The sequence below is a fragment of the Embleya sp. NPDC020630 genome, from assembly GCF_044334985.1.
GTDB lineage: Bacteria > Actinomycetota > Actinomycetes > Streptomycetales > Streptomycetaceae > Embleya.
In genome coordinates, this window is sequence record NZ_JBIRUB010000005.1 from 288966 (window position 1) to 309929 (window position 20964).

The window sequence follows — 20964 nt, forward strand, 5'->3', positions numbered from 1 at the left end:
GTGCGGGCGTGCGAACCGACGCGGTCTCGCGGACCGCCGAGCGGTGCCGGGCAGGGTCGATCGGTGCGCCGAAATCCTATCCGGGGGCAAACCGGGGACGTCAACCGGGAAATCTGTCGGACCCGCCCGAATGCGGCCATTGATCCGATTCCAGGGTTCGCTCTAGAGGTTCCTCTGATTTCCGCGGGGCCCGCCGCCGGCTACGTTCGGGGCGCCGCCAACTGCGAGAGGAATTCATCGTGGGAGTGAGTGGAACGGGCTCACCATTTTCTGCGCCGAGACGGAACCCCGGTTTTCCGCAGCGCCCCTCGTCGATGCCGTTTCACCGCTACACGCGGGACGACCCGGTGTTGCCGACGGGTCGGGACGGTGGGGCGAGGGCATGGCCGGACCGGGTGCTCGACCGTGCGCCGGTGTGGGCGTCGGTCGACCTCAGGGACGGGAACCAGGCCCTGGCCGAGCCCATGGACCTGCACCGGAAGAAGCGCATGTTCGACCTGCTGGTCGGGCTCGGTTTCAAGGACATCGAGATCGGATATCCGGCGGCGAGCGTCGACGATTTCGACTTCGTCCGCGAACTGGTGATCAAGAACGGAATTCCGGACGACGTCACCGTATCGGTTTTCACCCCGGCCAGAACCGAACTCGTCGAGCGCACCTTCGACGCCATTCGCGGCGCCGAACGTGCGGTGGTGCATTTGTGCCACGCGACGGCGTGCCTGTGGCGCGACGTGGTGTTCGGCATGTCGCGCGCCGAGGTGTTGCGGATGGCCGTCACCGGTGCGGAGGACCTGGTGCGGCTCGCGGAGCGGGAGACCGGCGCGGACATCCGCTTCGAGTACTCGCCCGAGACGTTCAACGTCACCGAGCCGGACTTCGCCCTGGAGATCGCCGACCGGGTGGCCGCCGTCGTCGACGCGTGCCCGGACCGGCCGCTCGTGCTCAACCTCCCGACCACCGTGGAGACCCACTCGCCCAACGTGTTCGCCGACCAGATCGAGTGGATGCACCGCAACCTGGACCGCCGCGACTCGATCGTGTTGTCCGTGCACCCGCACAACGACCGGGGCACCGCCGTCGCCTCCGCCGAACTGGCCCTGATGGCCGGGGCGGACCGGGTCGAGGGCACGCTGTTCGGCAACGGCGAGCGCACCGGCAACGTGTGCCTGGTGACCCTTGCGCTCAACCTCTTCGGCCGCGGGGTGGATCCGGAACTGGAACTCTCCGACATCGACGCGGTCCGCGAGATCGTCGAGGACTGCAACCGCCTGCCGGTGCACCCGCGACACCCGTACGCCGGCGACCTCGTCTACACCGCCTTCTCCGGTACCCACCAGGACGCCATCGCCAAGGGCTTGGCCGCACTGGCCGAGCGGGCTGGCGGGGATCCGACGAACGCGCCGTGGCAGGTCCCGTATCTGCCGATCGACCCCCGGGACGTCGGCCGCGACTACGAGGCGATCATCCGGGTGAACAGCCAGTCGGGCAAGGGCGGCATCGCCTACGTCCTCAAGGCCGGCTGGGGGCTGGACCTGCCGGTCGGCCTGCGCCGTGACTTCGCCGGCGTGGTCCAGGACGTCACCGACGCCACCGGGCGCGAACTGGACCCGCAGGACGTCTGGCGGCTGTTCCGGGAGACCTACTGCGCCGACCCGAGCGCCGTTTCCCGGGGCGCGGCCGACGAGCACGAGGTGATCGAGGAGCTGGCCGCCGCGTACGGCGTCGAGTTCACCCGAGTGCTGGTCGCCGACGCGAAGGACTCGACCGTCTGCTTCGTGGAACTCGCGACGGCGACCGCCGCGTTCTGGGGCGTCGGCCTTGCCGCCGGGGCCGCGGACGCGGCCCTGCGCGCGGGCCGCTCCGCGCTGCGCCGCGCGGGCGCGGACGCGGAAACAGGCGTGGGAGCCCGCCCCGACACCGGCCGCACCGAGAGCGGACGAGGAGCATCGCGATGAGGACGAACGCCTTCCACACCGTCGCTCCCGGGACCTACCGGGAGGACGGCGGCCTGGAGTACGAGGACTTCGTCCCCGACGAGGTCGTCGAACACCGACCCGGCCGCACGATCACCATGACCGACAACGTGTGGAGTTCGCTGCTCTGCCTCAACCAGCACCCCCTGCACATCGACGCCGTATACGCGGAACAAACCGGCTTCGGCCGCATCGTGGTTTCCAGCCTGGTCACCTTCGGCATCGTCAACGGGATGACCGTGGCCACGATCAGCGCCAAGGGCGTGGCCAACCTCGGCTGGGACAAGGTGCGCCTGTCCGCCCCCGTGTTCGTCGGCGACACGCTCTACGCCCGGACCCGCATCCTCGCCAAACGCGAGTCGAAGACCCGCCCCGACGAGGGGATCGTCACCGTGCACACCGCGGGCCTGAACCAGGACGGCGTGACCGTGATCGCCTTCGACCGGACCATCCTCGTCCCCCGACGGAAGGAAGACCGATGATCCCGGTCGTCGACCTGACGGCAGCCCGCACGGACGCCGACGCCGAACGCGCCGTCGCCGAGGAGATCTCCCGGGCCTGCAAGGGCACGGGCTTCTTCATCGTGCGCGGCCACGGCATCGCCACCGACGTGTTCACCGACGCCTACGCCGCCTCGCTGCGCTTCTTCGGGCTCCCACTCGACACCAAACACGAGTTCGCGATGCGCACCAGCACGGTGCGCGGCGACAACGACTACAGCCCCTACGGATACAGCGCGCTGTTGTCCGAGAACGCCTACGCGTACACGGGCCGGGCCGGCATGCCGTCCGACTACGTGGAGAAGTTCAGCGTCGGCCGGCTGATCCTGGACGACGACGAGGAACTGCCGTTCCCCGCCGACCCGGACGGCGTGGCGCTGCGCGGCGCGCTGAAGCGGTACTTCGCGGCCTGCGAGAGCGTGTCCGACCGGATCGCCGAACTCCTCGCGCTGGCCCTGGACCTGCCCCGCGACTTCTTCGCGATCCGCACCGACACCTCGAACGACTCGCTGCGCTCGCACCTGTACCCGGGCATCGCCCCGGAGTTCGTCAACGACCAGGGCATGGGGCAGCACACCGACGGCACGCTGATCACACTGCTCACCCAGGACGGCCCGGGCCTGCAGATCCGCGACCGCGCGGGCGAGTGGCTGGACGTGGACGTGCGCGAACAGGACACGTTCATCGTCAACATCGGTGACCTGATGGCCCGTTGGTCCAACGACGAGTACGTCTCCACGCCACACCGGGTCCGGCTGGACGTGCGTCGTAGGCAGTCGATCGCGTTCTTCAAGCTGGCCAACGACGACACCGTCATCGACTGCTTCCCCGCGTTCGTCAAGGACCGACCCCCCCGGTACGAACCGATCCGCTACGAGGAGTTCTCGCTGCGGAAGATGAATCTGCTGTTCGGAAGGGAGAGCGCGCGATGAGAGCGCACGCGAGCCTGCTCTACACCCCCGCACTGCGCGTGGCATCGGTGGCCGAACCGGGCCGGATGCGCGCGGACATGCTGGTGTTGGACCTGGAGGACTCCATCCACCCGGCCCGCAAGGTCGAGGCGCGCGAGGCCCTGGCCGGCGCCGACCTGACCCGGGCCGAACTGCCCGCCCTCGGCCTGCGGGTGAACACCATCGCCACGTACGACGGCCTGGCGGATATGCGGTTCCTGCTCGACGCCGACGCGATGATCGGCGGCGTCCCCGTCGACGTGGTCTTCATCCCGAAGATCGCCGGGGCGGGCGACGTGGCGGTGTATCGCTCACTGCTCTCGCACACCTCGCGCCCGCCCAGTGTGTGCAGCTTCATCGAGACCGTGGACGCGGTGGAGAACGCTCTGGAGATCGCCGAGGTCAGCGACGGCCTGTGCTTCGGACAGGCCGATCTGACCGCCGAGTTGTACGCCCCGAGCGAGGTCTACCTCGACCACGCACGGGCCCGGTTGTGTGCCGCGGCTTCCCGCTACCGGGTGCCCGCCATCGACACCAACTCCTTCGAACTGCACGACCTGGACCTGGTCGAGGCCCAGTGCCGGGCCGCCCGAAGCATCGGATTCACCGGCAAGGCGGCGATCCACCCCCGCCAGGTGGACGTGATCGCCGCGACCTTCGCGGTCGGCGCGGACGAACTCGCCGAATACCGGCGTGTGGTGGCGGACTACGACAGCACGCCCTACGGCTTCGCGGTCGAGAAGGACCGCGTGCTCGCCCCGCCGTTCGTGCTGCGCGCCCGCCGCATGCTCGCCCTGCACACGGCCGACGCCGACGCCGCGTCGTAACCCGACGCCGCCTCGTAACCCGCACTCGTGAATCGGGAGATCCCAGTGAAGATCCTGCCGCAGGACACGATCGTCGACGTGTCGGCCTACCGCACGGAGTACGTGGACGGCCGGTTGCACGCCGTCGGTGACGAACTCGTCGACGAGCTGGTGAAGTTGGTTGCCGAGGGCCACGGTGTCGCGGTCTGCCGCGGCGTCGCGCGGACCCTGGCCGGCCACGGTCTGGACGTCCACGACGAGCACCACGCCGCGGTCGCCCGCGACTACCTCGAATCGTTGTTCCGCGCCTTCGGCGAACGGGTGGACGTAGCCGCGTTCAGTCCCGTGTCGATCGGCTACGACCGGATCGCCGGGATGGACGTGGACGGATTCAACAAGAACCGGCACTTCACCCCGAACGACGACCACACCACCGCCCGTGAGTTCCTGACCACCAAGTGTGTGCACTTCGATGCCGCGACCCCGTTGATCGCCAACATCTACGGACCCAACCTCAACATCGCGGGCGGCCTGCCGGTGATCTGCGACACCCGCGCCTACCTCCGCGACGCGGAGGTCTCGCCCGCGGATCTGATCGAGCTGATGCCGCACAGCTTCAACGTGGCGGTCAAGGAGGAGCACGCCGAGCGCATCCTCGCCGACTACGCCGCCGCCGCGGACGTCGACCTGGACGCCGACCTGGTGATGATCGTGCTGTTCAACGAGGTGGACGGCGGACTGGCGCACGCCGGTTCGGCCCCGCGACCGGTCGACGCGCAGCAGCCCTCGCGCCGGCCCATCCGGCACCTGGAGTACCAGTTCCCGGACGCCGACGAACTGGCGAAGTGGTACGCCCACTACCGCCTGGAGGTGCCCGCGCCGGGTCTGGAGGTTCCCGACGAGGCCGCGCACGAGCGCTACCACCGAGGCGTGGAACCGGTCGGCGCCGACGGGGGGAACGCGCGATGACCGCCGAGCGCACCGCGACCGGCGTGCCCACGATGTCGGAGCGGGACACGAGCGAACTGGAGGCGCTGCTCGCGGTGCTCACGGAGCGCGACTGGCCCGAGGACATCGACGAGGCCCGGGTGCACTACGACACCTGGGGCACGCCGATCGCCGCCGACGTCGAGGTGACGGTGCGAGCCGGCGGATACCTGCTCACCCCGCCGAACGCGGAGGGCACCCGCACCGGTCTCTACCTGCACGGCGGCGGCTACGTGTACGGATCGTTGCGCAGCCACGGCGGCATGGTCGCGGAGCTGGCCCGGGCGACCCGGTGCCGGATGTTCTTCGTCGACTACCGGCGCGCCCCGGAACACCCCTACCCCGCCGCGTTGGACGACGCGGTGGCGGCCTATCGCGAACTCCTCGCCGACGGCGTGGCCCCCTCGGACGTGGTGTTCGCGGGCGACTCGGCCGGCGGCGGGCTGACCCTGACGACCCTGCTCAAGGCCCGCGACCTGGGCCTGCCGCTGCCCGCCGCGGCGGCGTGCGTGTCGCCCTGGACCGACTTGACCGCCTCGGGTGAGACCTACCGCACCCTGGCCGCCGAGGACCCCCTGGTCAGTGCGGACGTGGTCGCCCTGGTCACCCGGTCCTACCTGGCCGGTGCCGCGCCCACGACCCCGTACGCATCACCCCTGTACGCCGATCCGAGCGGACTGCCGCCGATTCTCGTCCAGGTCGGCAGCCGGGAGATCCTGCTCAGCGACGCGCAGCGTTTCGTCGGCGCGCTCGACCGGGCCGGCTCCACCGGGGTGCTGGAAGTGTGGCCCGGCATGGTGCACGTGTGGCACCTGCACTACGCCCGCCTGGCCAAGGCACGCGAGGCCATCGACCGGCTCGGGGACTGGCTTCGCTCCCGAAGCGGGGCGGGCCGGTGAGCGAGGACGTCGTCGGACCACACCGCTTCCGCAACAACCGCACGATGGTGCCCGCGGCCGAGGCCGCCTGGGGGTTGTCCGAGAAGAACGGCATGCTCGGCCTGGTCGTCGAGGCCGTCGACGGCCAGAACCGGCTGCGCGAGCTGAGCTCCGGCCACGAGTTCGCCAACCTGTCGTCGTGCTCGTACCTGGGGTTCAACAGCCACCCCGCGGTGATCGAGGCGGGCCGCGCCGCGCTCGCCGAGGAGCGCATCACCGGCCTGTCCATGGGCGAGTTCCGCATACGACTCGGCATCCTGGAACGCCTCGAAGCGGAACTGGCCGAGCACTTCGGGGCGCACGTATTGCCGTCGGTGTCCTGCGGCGTGCTCAGCGCGGCGATCCTGCCGCTGCTCGCCTCCGGCCATCTCACCGACGGCGAACCGCTGGTCGTGGTCTTCGACCGGTTCGCGCACTTTTCGATGAACTTCCTCAAGCCGATCGTCGCCGACGAGACGCTCGTGCTCACCTGCCCGCACAACGACATGCAGTTCCTGGAGGACGTCTGCAAACGCCACCCGCGCGTCGCCTACGTCTGCGAGGGCGTCTACTCGGTCGGCGGGCAGGCCGACCTGGCCGGGATCCGCGAACTCCAGGATCGCTACGGTATGTTCGTCTACCTCGACGACTCACACGCGCTGTCCGCGCTGGGCGATCGCGGCGAGGGGTACGCCCGCCCCGTGTTCCCCGACCTCGGCTCCCGGACCCTGATCGTCGCCTCGATCGCCAAGGCCTTCGGCAGCACCGGCGGCATCGCGATGATCGGCGAGCGCGACGTCTTCGAATTCCTCTACCGGTCCGGACCGCTGGCCTGGTCACAGGGGCTGCGCACGGCTGCGGTCGGCACCACCCTGGGTGCCCTGGACCTGCACCGGAGCCCGGAACTTCGCCGCCGACAGCGGCAACTGTCCCGCAACATCGCGCTGTTCGACGAGCGCCTGCGCGGACACGACCTCCGGGGCACCGGATCACACATCAAGTTCGTCACCGTCGGCGACAACGACCGCGCGGTACGGCTGTCCACCGAGTTGTACCGGCGCGGCTACTACTGCTCCGCGATGTTCTTCCCGATCGTGCCGCGCAACCAGGCCGGCGTGCGGATGATGCTGCGCGGGGACATGCCGACGGCGCTGACCGAGCGGTTCGCCGACGACCTCGCGGACATCCTGGCGGGGCTGGGATGACCCGCGTGCACACCGACGTCGCGACCGCCGACGTCACCGCCGTGGCCGGGCTGATCCGCGAGGCACTGCACAGCGGTGCGGTACGGCGGATGACCGTACCGCTGCGGCAGACCGTCGAGGACGCGCGCGGCGTGAAGTACCTGTCCATGCCCGCCGTTTCCACCGACCTCGGCCTCTACATCGCCAAGGTCGCCACCATCGCGCACGGACCCGGATCGACCGTGACCTCCGTGGTCCCGGTCTTCGCCACCTCGACCGGTGCACTGCTCACGGTCCTGGACGGCGCGCTCGTCACCAACCTCAAGTGCGCCGCGGTGACCGCCGTGGTCACCGACCGCTGCGCCGCTCCCGACGCGGCCGTGCTCGGCATCGTCGGCGCCGGCGTCCAGGCGTGGCAGCAATACCTCGGCGTCCGTGCCGTACGCGACATCGCACTCGTACGGGTCCACTCCCGCACCCCCGCGCACGCCGAGGCGCTGTGCGCGCGGATCCGGGCCGCCGGGCGGGCCCGGGCCCTGGTGTGCGCGTCGGCGGCGGAGGCCACCTCGGGGGCCGACGTGGTGGCCACGGCGACCACCTCGGTGGACCCGCTGCCGATCGCCGCGGACCTCCCCGCGCATGTGCACATCAATTGCATGGGCGCGCACACCACGACCTCACGCGAGGTCTCCCGCGAACTGCTCGCCTCCGCCACCGTCGTCGTCGAATCGATCGAGACCGCCGTCGCCGAAGCCGGCGTGATCCACCGTACGGCGCTCGACCTGGAGGCCCTGGAAACCGGTGACCACCCCGGCCTGGCCGGCCGCCCGACCGTGTTCAGCTCCACCGGCCACGCCGCACTCGACCTGATCACCTGCGCCCATCTGGCGCGCCCGTACCGCTGATCGCCGATCACCGATCACCGATCGTTTCGAAGGGAAGACCGCACGTGGGAAACGTCGGCAAGGAAGAACTCACCGGGGCGCACGACAACGACATCCCCGCCGCGTTCGTCGACTACATGACGGGCAACTGGCGCGAGCAGGAGACGACACTCGTCCCCGTGCCGCACGCGGAGCGAACCGCCGCCCGGCGCGCCGCACTGTCGCACGCCTTCCCGGGCGAGACCCTGGTGGTGCCGACCGGGCGCATCCAATGGCGCAGCTACGGCGCGCCCTACCCGTTCCGGGGCGGCAGCGACCTGATCTGGCTGACGGCGGATCAGGACCCGAACTCGGTACTGGTCCTGCACCCGATCGGCGGCGGCCACGACGCGGTGTTGTACGTCGACCCCCGGCACGGCCCGGCGTCGGGCGTCGGCTACCTGGACCGCATCCTCGGCGAGGTCTGGCAGGGGCGCTGCCTGTCGCCGGAGGAGAAGTCCGCAGTACTGGGCGTACAGGCGCGCCCGATCGGCGAACTCCCCACGGTGCTGGGCCGGATCACCGGCCCCGTGCGGGTCCTGCGCGGCTACGACACGGGCATCGACCGGGAGTTGTTGCCCGCGACCGCCGAGAACGCCGTCCGGGACGCGCTGTTGGCGAGCGTGCTGGCCGAACTGCGGTTGCCCAAGGACGACTGGGAGCTGGCACAGCTTCAGGAGGCCGTCGACATCACCGTGCGCGGCTTCGAGGACGTCGCCCGCGTGTTGCCGAGCGCACGCGCCGTCTCCGAGCGGCTGTTGGAGGGAATCTTCGCCACCCGGGCGCGACACGACGGCAACGGTGTGGGCTACGCCTCGATCGTTGCCGCCGGCGCGCACGCCACCACCCTGCACTGGATCCGCAACGACGGCGAGGTGCGGCCGGACGGGCTCCTGCTGATGGACATGGGCGCCGAGGCGCGCAGTTGCTACACGGCCGACGTGACCCGGACCTGGCCGGTGTCGGGCGGGTTCAGCGCCGCCGAGCGGGACGTCTACGACATCGTGCACGCGGCGCGCGACGCCGGCCTGGCCGCGATCGCCCCCGGGGTCGCGTTCGAGGACATCGATCTGGCCTGCAAGCGGGTACAGATCGAGGGGCTGCGCGACCTGGGCTTGGTCAAGGTCGGCGTGGAGGAGGCGCTCGCCGACAAGCGGCAGCCGTACCGGCGGTGGACGCTGGCCGCGTTCGGCCACATGCTCGGCCTGGACGTGCACGACTGCGGCCACGCACGGCCCGAGCACTACGCCCAGGGCGTGCTGCGCGAGCGCCATGTGCTCACCATGGAACCGGGCATCTACCTGCAACCGCACGACGAACTGGTTCCGGAGGGGCTGCGCGGGATCGGCGTGCGGATCGAGGACGACGTACGGGTGACGGCCGACGGCGCGCGGGTGATGTCGGACGCGCTGCCGGTCGCGGCGGCCGACGTCGAGGCGTGGCTGGCCGCGCAACGCGAGGCGGGCCCGCGCCTGCCCGGCGACGACGGCCGCGCGGCGTGAGCGCGGACTCCGCCGCGACCGGCGCCGAGCGCGCCGGCGAGGTGGCCGATCGGGAGTTCGCCGTCGCGCTCGCACGGCTCGGTATCGACATGCCGCCGGACCTGGCCCCGGGCGTCCTGGCCGGCTACCGCTCACTGCGGGCGCAAATGGAGCTGCTGCGCGAAAGGGAAAGGGGGAGCGCCGATGTCTGAACCCGAGACCGTGCCCGACACCGTCCCGTCCCGTCCCGGCGGGCTCGCCGCGCTCTCCGTCGCGGAGGCCGGCGCCCTGCTGCGGGCCGGGCGGCTCACCTCGGTGGACCTCGTGGAGCACGCGCTGAGCCGGATCGAGGCGCACGACGCGACGCTGCACGCCTTCGTCCTGGTCCTGCGCGAGCAGGCGCTGCGCCGCGCTCGGCAGGCCGACCTGGACCTGCGCGCGGGCCACGATCGCGGCCCGCTGCACGGCATCCCGTATGCGCTCAAGGACATCTTCGCGGCCGAGGGGGTGCCGACCACCAATCAGTCGTGGCTGACCGTGTCCGACACGGCCGCCGAGGACAGCGCCGTCGAGGCCCGGCTGCGGGCCGGCGGCGCGGTGCTGCTGGGCAAGCTGGCCACCTACGAGTTCGCGCTCGGCGGACCGAGCCGGGACCTGCCCTTCCCGGCGGCGGTCAATCCGTGGAACCCCGAGCACATCCCGAGCGGTTCGTCCTCGGGCGCGGGGGTCGCGGTGGCCGCCGGGTTCCTGCGCGTCGCGTTCGGGTCGGACACCGCCGGCTCGATTCGCGGGCCGGCGTTCCACTGCGGGGTGGTCGGCCTCAAGCCGACCTACGGCAGCGTCTCCGGCCACGGCGCCACCCCGCTGTCGTACACCATGGACCACTTCGGGCCGCTGGGCTGGACGGTCGCCGACACCGCGGCGGCGTTCCGGGCCGTGACCGGCCCCGATGCCCGTGATCCACGTACCCGCGACGCGCCGGTGGGGGAGGGGCCGGATCGACTCGACGGGGACGTGAAGGGGTTGCGGGTGGCGTACTCGACCGCCTGGTACGCCGCCGACCCGGCCACCCGCCCGGAGATCGTCGCGGGCATCGAACGTGCCCTGACCCACCTCGACCAGCTCGGCGCGATCGTCGAGGAGTGCGAACTCCCGCCCTACGAAACGCTCAACGCTTGCGGGCGGATCATCCTGGCGGCCGAGGGCTTCGCCGTACACGAGCACAATCTGCGCGGATTCCCCTGGTCCTACGGGCGCTACACCTACCAGAAGCTGATGCCCGGAGCCGGGATCGGCGCGAGCGACCTGCTGCGCGCTTTGGCGGTGCGCGGGCAACTCGTCGAGGACTTCCGGCACCGGGTGTTCGCCGAGCACGACGTGTTGATCACCGCCTGCGGCCAGGCCACCGCGTCCCGGTTCGACGACTTTCCCACCGACTGGCCGCCACCGAGGTTGGCCAACGACATGCAGACGATCCCGTTCGCCGTCACCGGGCATCCGGCCATGTCGCTCCCGATCGGATTCGCCGGCAACGGCCTGCCGATCGGATTGCAGCTGGTGGGCCGCGAGTTCGGCGAGGCGGACCTGTTCCGGGCGGGCGCGGCGATCGAGGCCGCGTTCGGCCGCCGCGACGTCCGGCCGCCGGCGTTCGGGACCGGCCCGGACGCCACGCGCCGTCGACCCGATCCCGATGCGGAGCCCGCCGATGTTCGCCGCTGAGAACCGCCCCTTCCTGACCGAGTTGTCCGCCGCCCACAAACCCGATGAACTCGCCCTGGCCCGCGCCGCCTCCGACCGGCACCTGCGCGATCTCGGCTTCCTCTTCCCGACCCTGCCCACACACTTCCGGATGGACCGCGACACCCACGACGAACTGCGCACCGCCACCGCCCGGTTGGTCTCGGCGCACGAGAAGGTGATGCGGCACGTATGCGCGACGTTGTCGCCCACCGAACTGGCCGAGACCTTCCACATCCCGGCGGCGATGGCCGGACACATCGACTGCGCCCGGCTGGGCCCGGGCCTCGCGCTGGCCCGCGCCGACATCATCCCCACCGAAACCGGCTATGCCTTCTGCGAGTTGAACACCTTCTCCGGTGTCGGCGCCGGCGAGTGCCACCACAGCGCGAAGTTGTACGCCGACCTGCTCGGCCGCCCCGTCGCGGGCGGATCGCCGTTTCTGGACCTGGCCCTGCACTACGTGGACCAGTGCAACCGGCTGGGCCTGGAACGCGTGGTCGTGCTCGACTGCGTGCGGCACGCCCGACGCGGCTACGGCCGGGACCAACCCCTGATGGACTATCTGCGGCTGCTCGCACCCGACCTCGAGGTCGCCTACCGCGACGAGACCACCTATCCGGCACAGTGGCTGCGCCCGGAGCAGGCCCGCAAGACCCTCGTGCACCGGCTGATCACCTTCGGCGACACCGACGACGAGGGCACCTTCCTCAAGTCGGTCGCCGACAGCGGCGCCACCGTCACGTCCCTGTTCGAGGCGGAACTGGGCATGCACCGCCGGTGGTTCTCGCTGCTGTGCGATCCCGGCCTGGCGCACCTGTTGGACGCCGACGAACGCGAGACGGTGCGCCGCTACGTGCCCACCACCTTCGACCTCGACCCGGACACTCTCGACGACGTGCTGGCCGCCCGCGCCGACTACGTCTTCAAGCACAGCTACAGCTACGGCGGCGACGGTGTGCTGATCGGCGCCGAACACTCCGAGCCCGCGCTGCGCGCCCGGATCGTGGCCGACGGCGTCGGCACCTGGACCGCGCAGCGTATGGTGCGCGCGGCCACGCTTGACCTGCCGACCGCCGACGGCAGCACCGCCACACACCGGTTCGTGCTCGGCGTCTACGCCTACGGCGACCGTACGAACGGGGCGTTGGTTCGGGCCTCGGCCGCGTCCACGGTGGTCAACGCCTCCCGGGGGGCGGTGTCCTGGGCCTTCACCGACTGACCGCGGACGGTGGTGGGTCGTTCGGGGTCCGACGCCCGTCCCGGTGCCCGAGTTCGGTGAGTTCCCGGTGTACGAGCGCCACCAACTGGACCCGGGAGCGCACCCCGAGCTTGCGGTAGATCCGGGTCAGCATCGCCTCGACGGTCTTGACGCTGACGTAGAGGGAGTTCGCGATGTCGCGGTTGCCGCGGCCGTCGGCGACCAAGTCGACGATCCGCTGCTCCGCCTCGGTCAGCCCCGCGAGCCCGGCCGGCGCACCGGCGCGTTCCGGCGGGGCGGGCGCCCACAGCGGTGCGCCCGCGGCGCGGAAGACCGCCTCGGCCTCGGCGTACGACTCCCGGGCCCGGGCCGGGCGGCGGCGCCGATATTCGACGGCCGACCGGGCCAGCAGGACCCGGCCGCACTCCAGCGGATAGGCCAGGCGCTCGAAGCCGGCGAGCGCTGCGGTCAACAACTCCTCGGCGGGGGTGAACCGGCCCGCCGCCGCGTGGCACAGCGCCTCGGCCCGGTCCAGCGCGGCCAGTACGCTCCGCCGCGCCAACTCCTCTGCGCGACCCCGCACGTCCGCCACCGTCCGGGTCGCGGCCTCGACGTCGCCGGCGGCGACCAGGGCCTCGGCGAGGTCGGCGTGGTAGGGGATCGCGGCCGGGTCCCCGATGCACAACTCCCGGGTCAGGTCCCGGACCCGGAGCAGATCGGCAAGTGCGCCGGCGGTGTCGCGCCGGAACAGGCGGACGGCGCCGGACAGGTGCAGGCAGTGCGCGGCGAATACCGAATCCGTCTCCTCCTCCGAGGCGGCCAGGCCCAACTCGGCGTAACCGAGCGCCTGTTCCAGAGAGCCGCCGGCGAGTTCGGCGGTGGCCGCCGCGTACCACGGCGGGCCGGGGGAGGCGCCCACGTCCCGGGCCAGCGCCACGAGCCGGGCGGCCTCCTCCCGGGCGGCGCGGCCGTCGCCGGTGTGCGCGTGGAGTTGCACCGCGCTGCCGAGCAGCCGGACCAGGTCGGCGGGGCCGTTGCCGCCGCCGACCAGCGGGCGGAGCCGGCCGAGCAGGCGCTCGGCCTCGGCGGGGCGACCCTCCAGAAGCGCGAAGCAGAGGGCCACACGCCGGGGGTCGTGGATGATCCGGGCTCCGGCGGTGGTCGGGGCGGGGCCGTGGTCGGCGGTGGTGGAGGCCGGGCCCGGGGCGGGGGAAGCGCCCGGGCCGGGGTTCGGGCCGTGCCCGGTGCCCGGGGCCGGGGCGATGCCGCCCCGGGACTCCGGAGCGTCCTCGCCACCGCGTTCCGGTATCCGGCGCAGGGGCGCGGGGCGCCTTCCTTCCGGGTCGCGCCCGCTGGTCGCCTCAGCCTCTGCCTCCGCGCCCGCCGCCAGGGCGCGGCGCAGCGTGTCGACGTGGTCCGGAGTGCCCCGGCCCTGCTGGATCCGGGCCGCCATGGTCAGTGCGGCGGCTCGGCCAGCCGGGTCCCCGGCGCGTTCGGCCCACGCCACCGCGTGCTCCGCGTGGGTGAGGGCGTCGGCGGGATATCCCCGGTCCAGGTGCGCGCTCCAGGCCAGCCGCAGATGGGCCGCCGAGACCAGCGCCGGATCGGCGGCGGCGGTGGCGTCGGCCAAGGCCTGCGCGGCGACGTCGGCGAGCAGGGCGGCGCCTCGCCCGGCGGCGTCGAGGACGGCGAATCGGGCCCGGGCGCGTGCCGCCGGTCCGGCCCGGGTGCGGACCAGGCGGTCCAGGGCCGTGCGGGCCAGGTCGAAGCGCCCGGCCGCCTCGGCGTCCCGGGCGGCGGACACGAGCAGGTCCGGGCGGTTGCCGCCGGCCCGGTCGACCGCGAGGAGTGCGAACTCGGCGGCCCGGATGTGGTCGCCGCGCCCCCGTGCGGTCGCCGCGGCGTCGGCGAGGCCCGGCACGAGGTCCGGCGCGGTCTCGGTCGCGCCCAGCGCGCACGCCGCGTGCCAGGCCCGGTCGTCGGCCGCGAGCGAGGCCGCCGCCAACACCCGGTGCGCCCGGCGTACCGCCTCGCCGCCCGCCTCGGCGACGATCCCCTCCCGCAGCACCGGCGCGGCGAAGACCACCGCCCCGGCCGTCACCCGAACCACCCCCGCCGCCTCCGCGGCGGCCAGCGCGGCCTCGGCCGACGACCCCGCGGCGCGACGCACACCGGCCGGCGTGGGATCCGCCGCGAGAGCGGCCAACAGCAATACCCGGCGGACCGGTTCGGCCAGATCGGCCAACCGGGCGCGCATCGCGTGGCGCGCGTACGGGGCCAGCGGCGTGGCGTCCAGGGCGCTGATCGTGATCCCGGCGCGGGCCAGCCCGGCGGCGATGTCCGAGACCAGGCGCGGACTGCCGCCGGTCGCCGTGTGGATCCGGGCGGCGGCACGCAGCGGGATGCCGAACGAGCGCACCACCGCGACCGATTCCTGCGGCCCCAGCGGCGGGATGCCGATCTCGACCGCACCGCCGCCGAGCACGTCGTGCGGCGACGGCCCGTCCGGGCGCAACGCGGCGAGCAGCGAGACACTGCCCCGGCTGCGCCGCGCCGCGAACCCGAACACGTCCAGGCTGCCCGGCCCCCACCACTGCACGTCGTCGGCGGCGAGCAGCGGCCTGGCCCGCCGCCCCCAGGCATGCAGGCAGGACAACACGGTGACCCGGAAGGTGGTGGTGTCCGGCTCGGGCCCGCCCACCCGGCGCAGCACCCAGTCCATCGCCGACCGCTGGAGGTCGGACAGTTCGCCGCGCACCTCGGCCGGACACGCGGAGAACAGGTCCATCAGCGGCGCGTAGGCGATCTGCGCGTCGGCGCGGGCCGAACTGAGCCGCACCACCGGATCCCCGGCCGCCTGCCACGCGGTGCAAACGTCGTCCAGGACCTGCGACTTGCCGAACCCGGTGGGCCCGACCACCGCCACCGCGCCGGCCCGCCGTAACTGTCCGCCTACCTGATCCACCAGCGGGCGGCGCGTGGTCATCGCAGCGACGCCATCCAGGACTCGACCTCGTCCGCGCCGCGCGGCAGTCCGGCGGACAGACACAGCGCCCCGTCGGCCGTGATCAGGAAGTCGTCCTCGATCCGGACCCCGATGCCGCGCAGTTCCTCCGGGATGGTCAGATCGTCCGGCTGGAAGTACAGACCGGGCTCGACGGTGAGCACGTGGCCGGCCTCCAGGGTGCCGCCCAGGTAGTTCTGCCGGCGGGCCGCCGCGCAGTCGTGGCAGTCCAGGCCGAGCATGTGGCCGGAGCCGCAGATGGTGAAGCGGCGGTACAACCCCGAGCCGGGCGCGAGCGCGGCCTCCGCGCCGCCGGGCAACAGGCCCCAGTCATCCAGCCCTTCGGCGACCACGCGCATCGCGGCGTCGTGGAAGTCGCCGAACGGCGCGCCCGGGCGCAGTGCCGCGATGCCGGCCGACTGGGCTGCGAACACCAGGTCGTAGACCCGGCGTTGCACGTCGCTGAAGCGTCCGTTGACCGGCAGGGTGCGGGTGACGTCGCCGGTGTAGAAGGAGTCGGCCTCGATCCCGGCGTCCAGGAGCAGCAGCTCGCCGTCGCGCACCGGGCCGTCGTTGTGCATCCAGTGCAGGACGCACGCGTGCGCGCCGGCCGCCGCGATGGTCTCGAAGCCCAGGCCGTAACCCTCCAGGCGGGCCCGCCGGTTGAACGTGCCCTCGACCCAGCGCTCGCCCCGGGCCAGGGTCGTGGCATGCCGCAGCTCGCCGACCACGTCGTGGAATCCGGCGACCGTGTAGTCCACGGCCGCGCGCATCTGTTCGATCTCCCACTCGTCCTTGACCAGTCGCGACTCCGACAGCCAGGTGATCAGTTCGGCCTCCGCCTCGGCCGGCCGCGCCGCCGGGATCAGCGCGTCGACGAGCGTGTCCTCGCCGCGTACCACCCGGGTCGGCACGTTCGCGCCGAGGGCACGTTCCAGGTTCTCGCGCGGGGCGGCCTCGATCCCGAGCGCGTCCGAGGTCTCCGACAGCGTGCGTCGGCGGCCGACCCAGAACTCGCCGTGATGCCGGTCGCTGTACAGCTCCGCGCCGCCCGGTCCGCCGCGCGGGGAGCGCTGCCGGGTGAACAACACGACCGAGTGTCCGGTCCCGGTGGGCTCGAAGACCAGCACGCTGTCGGGAACCGCCTGGGTGCCCTGCTCGGCGGTGAGGTGTACGAACGCCGAGTGCGGACGGAACGTGTAGTCGAAGTCGTTGCTGCGGGTCTTCAACCCGCCCGACGGGACCACGATGCGCTCGCCGGGAAAACGCTCGGACAGCGCCGCGCGCCGCTTGGCCGCGTACGCCGCCCCGGGTAGGGGAGGCAACTTCCGGCTGGTATCCGCCCATCCCTGCCGGAAGGACTCGGCCAGCGCGGCCGACACCTCACGGTCGTGACTTTCGATCCCGTCGGTCTCCTGCTGCCGCTCCACCGTGTGCCCCGAATCGTCGTCGCCTGGTTTCGAAGGACGGTACCATTTCACATGTGACACTTCTATGGTCTTGAAGGCTTTGCCGCGCGGCCGACACGGCAGTCGATCGGGGGCGGTGCGTCGAGCGATGGAGCGGTTGCCCGGGCGGGCGTGCGGCGGCGCACCCGGTTCGTCGGGCGCGTGCCGCGCGGGTGCGCGGGCGCGCGCGTGCGTGTTCGGCCCACGCGGTCAGGTCCGGTGCGGTCGGATACCCATCGGAGACCTGTCGTGGCGGTGTGGGAGCATCGTGCCGGCCAACGCGACGACGGGGAATCGAGAACATGCTCATCTGGGGTTTCAAGACCATATTCAGAACACTTTCGGGGGGTGTCTTCCACTGCCCGCAGTGCGGAGGCGATCGGCAGTATCACCTCAAGCAGGCCCGCCGCTGGTTCACCCTGTTCTTCATCCCGATCTTCCCGTTCAAGCAACAGGGCACCCACGTCGAGTGCGCGACGTGCGGCGGCACCTTCCACGACACCGTGTTGCAGGGCGCGACCAGCGCCCAGATCTCCGCGCAACTCGCTCAGGGCATGCGGGCGTTGGCGGTGGCCGTACTGCGGGTGACGGGCATGCCGTCCACCGCGGCCCGCACCGTGGCCGCGGGTGTCGTGGCCGAGGCGGGCGTGGCCGGGTACACGGTCGCCCAACTGGACGCCGACCTGGCCGGCGCGCCGGTCGACCTGCCGCCGATCCTGGTCCCGCTCGGCGACCAACTCCAGCCGCAGGGCCGGGAATGGCTGCTCTCCAGGGCGGCCCTGATCGCTGCGGCCGACGGCGGCATCGGCTCCGCCGAGCGGGCCCTGCTCGACCAGGTCGGCGGGCTGCTCCAGATGACCCCGGCCCACGTCACCGGCGTCGTCGAGACCGCGCAGCGCAACGTGCCGCGCGGCTGAGCGCACTCTCGCCCGACCACCGAGATCCCGCCTGCCCCGACGAACGGGCAGGCGGGATCTCGACGTTCAACGGGGCTGCGGCGGTCGGGCGCCTCCGCCGGCCGGATCCGGCGCGCTCCGATCGGCCAGGACCCGGCGGGCCTGGCGGCCCAGGGCGAGCAGGCGTCCGTCCCCCGTCCATACCGCGCTGTCGTCCAGGGCCCAGCCGTTGCCGGCGTGCTCGGTGCGCATCCGCACCAGCGCCCAGCCGGACACCGGGCCGTCGTCGAGCGCGTTGCCGAAGTGCACCGTCAACTCGGCCGACGGGGCCGCCCTGGGCCGGGTCCACCGGGCGAACAGCGCGGGCGGCAGGGCGTCCGCCAGGATCACCACGGCCGCCGCGTCCAGTGCGCGCCGGTCGGCGAACCGGATCCACGCGAGCAACTCCGGGTCGGCGGCGCCGGACAGCGGCAGGTTCGGCCCGGCCGGGCGGATCTCCAGGTGGTCCCCGAACGCGACCAGGCCGGGCGGCAGGGCGAGCAGGTCGCAGCGGTCCGGCGGCGGCACGGTGGGCGCGGGGGAGCCGGCCTCGTCCGGCCCGGGACGCCGGGCGCCGAAGACGGCCGAGCCGAACAGCACCGGGGCGCCCTCCTGCGCGGCGCGGAACGAGGCGACCGAACTGCCCCGGCCGGCATGCTCAACCGTGCCGGCCAGCCGGAAGGGGCGTTCGTCCACCGGCCTGAGGAAGTGCGCGTTGATCGTCCGCACGGACCGATCCGGGCCCGACCGCGCGACCACGTCGTCCCGCATCGCCTCCAGCGCGAGCGCCACCAGGCTCCCGCCGTGCGCGCCCTCCCACGACCACCACGACCGGTCCACCGTGAACTCGCGCACCGACGAGGAGGCCGCCTGCGCCACCACCGCCCCTGCCTGCTCCATACCGGCACCTCCCAACTGGGTTGGAAATCCAAACTCACTATATCCATGGGTGCCCACCAGCTCGGATCGGGGGTCGTACGCGGTTCGCCACCCGCCTGGGCTGCACGAACTGCTCCCCTTCGCGGTCGAGTTGCCCGGATCGGGCGGGTGGACCGTGCCGCCGGCGCGGTCCGACGGCCCGATTTCGCCCTCCGGGTCGGGGAATTGGGGTCTTGGCGGGCAAAGTGACGGGTTGTTCGCCGTCGGCGGAGGGTTCGGGGCGTCCGGATGGGTATCGAAGGAGCAGGTGGCGCGCGTGGCGTACACCGCGGCCTCTGCGCCGGACCGGGAACGACCAGGAGGACGCGGCCATGACACGGATCAGGATCGTCAAACGCCCCGTTTCCCCGCGGCCGCAGCCGCCGGCGGATCTGCGCACACCATCCGGGCGCCCGATGCCCTATTGATCCCGATGCCGACTCGGCGAGGGCCACCGGGTGTGGTGATCACGACCGTCGCGATCACCACACTCCACTGACGGGCGCCCGCAGGGTGGCGCCCACACGTCCGCGACCTGCTCGACCCTCGCGGTCGCCGATCCCGCTCGGCCTTGTGTACCGCCGAGCCCGTACCCACGACACGGCGGCGGCGCTCTTCGCCCGACCGACCGTTTCCGCAACCCGGTACACGCCGCCGCATGGTCCGCGCCGGGCGCGGAGGCGGCCCTCGACCCCTTGGGCGCGCCCACTTGCCGGCCGGGCTGATCCATACCGCGTCGACGGCCGCGACCCGGCGCAGCACGCATTCGTGCCGCCGATCGTCCCCTTGTGCACGAATCGGACCGTGGGTGGTTCTGCTGTGTGGGGTTTGACCTGCTCTATGCCGGGGGTCGAGCGGAGGGCTGGATTCCTCTCTAGTCTGGGGCGATGAGGAATCGTCCCCCAAATGGCCCATGATGGTGGTCACGCGCGGAGTTTGGTGGGGTGTGTGCCGGTCGTCCGCGGCACGCGTGGCATGCTGTGCCGTCAAAGTTCTGCCGGATGGGGGAACGGCGGCCGTCCCGGGGGGAAATCGATGAAACTGGCCTTCCTGGTCGAGGAGCACTACCGCCATGACGGCATGCCGCTCGACGTGATCCGACAGCTCGACGCGTGGGGGCACCACGTCGACATCGTGCGTCCCGGCAGCTCGCTGATCGGCCTGACCGACCTGATCCGGGCCGGCTCGCACGATGCGTGGGTGCTCAAGACCGTCTCCGGCGGCCCGGGACTGGGTCTGCTGGAGGCCGCGGCGGCGCTCGGGCTCACCACGATCAACGACGCGCGTTCGATCCGGTCCGTCCGCGACAAGGCGGTGGCCGCGGTGATCGCGCGCGCCCACGGGCTGCCCATGCCGGACACCTGGTTCGCCGCGATCCCGGACCTGCTCGGCGCGATCCCCGCCGACCGCTACCCGCTCGTGGTCAAGCCCGCCGACGGCAGCTCCGGCCGGGCCGTGCACCTGGTGTCCGGCCCCGAGGACCTGGCCGCCCTTGCCGCCGAACTGGTCGACGAGGGCCCGCTGTTGGCCCAGGAATACGTGCCCAATTCCGGGCAGGACCTGAAGGTGTACTCCGTCGCCGGCGAGCTGCACGCGACCGTGCGCCGCTCGCCGCTGCATCCGCAGCAGCCCGTCCGGGAGAGCCGGGTGCCGCTGCCGCCCGGAACGGCCGCGCTGATGCAGCGAATCGGCGCCACCTTCGGCCTCGACCTGTTCGGGGTCGACATCATCGAGGGGCCCGACGGTCCGATGGTCGTGGACGTCAACGACTTCCCCAGCTTCCGGTGCGTGCCCGACGGCGTCGCCCGGGTCGCTCGCGCGGTACTCGACCTCGCGGCCGGAGGCACCGGCGTCGGCACCGGGGCGGCCCACGGCACCGGCCTGGTGACCGCCGTGCGTCCGCCGCTGCGCGCCAGGTCCGTGGCCACCCCCGCCCACGCCGCCGCGAGCCCGATCGTGGACGCCGCGCCGGCCGCGTACGTCGGCTGACGGGGCGCGTG

The 20964-nt window shown here is 72.4% G+C and carries 17 protein-coding genes; 14 read left to right on the forward strand and 3 right to left on the reverse strand.

Annotated features, from left to right (window positions below):
* The first annotated feature begins 314 nt into the window (after positions 1-314).
* Genes ACH4XV_RS20095 through ACH4XV_RS20150 form a run of 12 tightly spaced genes read left to right on the forward strand, consistent with a single transcriptional unit; the run spans position 315 to position 12680 of the window.
* Entirely contained in the window at positions 315-1955 is a 1641-nt protein-coding gene (locus tag ACH4XV_RS20095) for a 2-isopropylmalate synthase (RefSeq protein ID WP_395791552.1), read from the forward strand.
* Positions 1952-2455: a MaoC family dehydratase gene (locus ACH4XV_RS20100; RefSeq protein WP_395791554.1), complete on the forward strand. Its 504-nt coding sequence runs from the start codon at positions 1952-1954 to the stop codon at positions 2453-2455. Before ACH4XV_RS20095 ends, ACH4XV_RS20100 begins: the two co-directional genes overlap by 4 nt.
* Positions 2452-3405: an isopenicillin N synthase family dioxygenase gene (locus tag ACH4XV_RS20105; RefSeq protein ID WP_395791556.1), complete on the forward strand. Its 954-nt coding sequence runs from the start codon at positions 2452-2454 to the stop codon at positions 3403-3405. The genes ACH4XV_RS20100 and ACH4XV_RS20105 overlap by 4 nt, the downstream gene beginning before the upstream one ends.
* Positions 3402-4250 carry an HpcH/HpaI aldolase/citrate lyase family protein gene (locus ACH4XV_RS20110; RefSeq protein WP_395791558.1) on the forward strand — a complete coding sequence of 283 codons (849 nt, stop codon included), beginning with the start codon at positions 3402-3404 and terminating at the stop codon, positions 4248-4250. The genes ACH4XV_RS20105 and ACH4XV_RS20110 overlap by 4 nt, the downstream gene beginning before the upstream one ends.
* 45 nt (positions 4251-4295) lie before the next feature.
* The gene (locus tag ACH4XV_RS20115; protein ID WP_395791560.1) at positions 4296-5198 is read left to right on the forward strand and encodes a hypothetical protein; all 903 of its coding nucleotides are present in this window, start codon (positions 4296-4298) and stop codon (positions 5196-5198) included.
* Positions 5195-6115 (forward strand): alpha/beta hydrolase, encoded by a 921-nt coding sequence (locus ACH4XV_RS20120; protein WP_395791562.1) that lies wholly within the window; start codon positions 5195-5197, stop codon positions 6113-6115. The genes ACH4XV_RS20115 and ACH4XV_RS20120 overlap by 4 nt, the downstream gene beginning before the upstream one ends.
* Entirely contained in the window at positions 6112-7338 is a 1227-nt protein-coding gene (locus ACH4XV_RS20125; protein WP_395791564.1) for an aminotransferase class I/II-fold pyridoxal phosphate-dependent enzyme, read from the forward strand. The genes ACH4XV_RS20120 and ACH4XV_RS20125 overlap by 4 nt, the downstream gene beginning before the upstream one ends.
* Entirely contained in the window at positions 7335-8222 is an 888-nt protein-coding gene (locus ACH4XV_RS20130; protein WP_395791566.1) for an ornithine cyclodeaminase family protein, read from the forward strand. The genes ACH4XV_RS20125 and ACH4XV_RS20130 overlap by 4 nt, the downstream gene beginning before the upstream one ends.
* A 44-nt stretch (positions 8223-8266) precedes the next feature.
* Positions 8267-9742 carry an aminopeptidase P family protein gene (locus ACH4XV_RS20135; RefSeq protein ID WP_395791568.1) on the forward strand — a complete coding sequence of 492 codons (1476 nt, stop codon included), beginning with the start codon at positions 8267-8269 and terminating at the stop codon, positions 9740-9742.
* Positions 9739-9933, forward strand: a complete 195-nt coding sequence (locus ACH4XV_RS20140) for a hypothetical protein (RefSeq protein WP_395791570.1) — start codon at positions 9739-9741, stop codon at positions 9931-9933. Before ACH4XV_RS20135 ends, ACH4XV_RS20140 begins: the two co-directional genes overlap by 4 nt.
* The gene (locus ACH4XV_RS20145) at positions 9926-11440 is read left to right on the forward strand and encodes an amidase (RefSeq protein ID WP_395791572.1); all 1515 of its coding nucleotides are present in this window, start codon (positions 9926-9928) and stop codon (positions 11438-11440) included. Before ACH4XV_RS20140 ends, ACH4XV_RS20145 begins: the two co-directional genes overlap by 8 nt.
* On the forward strand, positions 11427-12680 hold the full coding sequence (locus tag ACH4XV_RS20150; RefSeq protein ID WP_395791574.1) for a hypothetical protein: 1254 nt from the start codon (positions 11427-11429) through the stop codon (positions 12678-12680). The genes ACH4XV_RS20145 and ACH4XV_RS20150 overlap by 14 nt, the downstream gene beginning before the upstream one ends.
* Here the strand turns inward: ACH4XV_RS20150 and ACH4XV_RS20155 are convergent.
* Together ACH4XV_RS20155 and ACH4XV_RS20160 are read right to left on the reverse strand one after the other, a co-directional pair.
* Positions 12670-15645 carry a LuxR C-terminal-related transcriptional regulator gene (locus ACH4XV_RS20155; protein WP_395791576.1) on the reverse strand — a complete coding sequence of 992 codons (2976 nt, stop codon included), beginning with the start codon at positions 15643-15645 and terminating at the stop codon, positions 12670-12672. The genes ACH4XV_RS20150 and ACH4XV_RS20155 overlap by 11 nt on opposite strands.
* Positions 15642-17066 (reverse strand): aminopeptidase P family protein, encoded by a 1425-nt coding sequence (locus tag ACH4XV_RS20160; RefSeq protein WP_395792002.1) that lies wholly within the window; start codon positions 17064-17066, stop codon positions 15642-15644. The genes ACH4XV_RS20155 and ACH4XV_RS20160 overlap by 4 nt, the downstream gene beginning before the upstream one ends.
* A gap of 347 nt (positions 17067-17413) precedes the next feature.
* Between ACH4XV_RS20160 and ACH4XV_RS20165 the strand changes: the two genes are divergently transcribed.
* Complete coding sequence (locus ACH4XV_RS20165) at positions 17414-18028, forward strand: zinc ribbon domain-containing protein (protein ID WP_395791578.1); 615 nt, start codon at positions 17414-17416, stop codon at positions 18026-18028.
* A 66-nt stretch (positions 18029-18094) separates the two neighbouring features.
* Here the strand turns inward: ACH4XV_RS20165 and ACH4XV_RS20170 are convergent, their stop codons facing one another.
* The gene (locus ACH4XV_RS20170) at positions 18095-18946 is read right to left on the reverse strand and encodes an acyl-CoA thioesterase (RefSeq protein ID WP_395791580.1); all 852 of its coding nucleotides are present in this window, start codon (positions 18944-18946) and stop codon (positions 18095-18097) included.
* A gap of 1053 nt (positions 18947-19999) precedes the next feature.
* On the opposite strand from ACH4XV_RS20170, the gene ACH4XV_RS20175 reads away from it, so the two are divergent.
* The gene (locus ACH4XV_RS20175) at positions 20000-20953 is read left to right on the forward strand and encodes a RimK family alpha-L-glutamate ligase (protein WP_395791582.1); all 954 of its coding nucleotides are present in this window, start codon (positions 20000-20002) and stop codon (positions 20951-20953) included.
* The last annotated feature ends 11 nt before the right edge of the window (positions 20954-20964 follow it).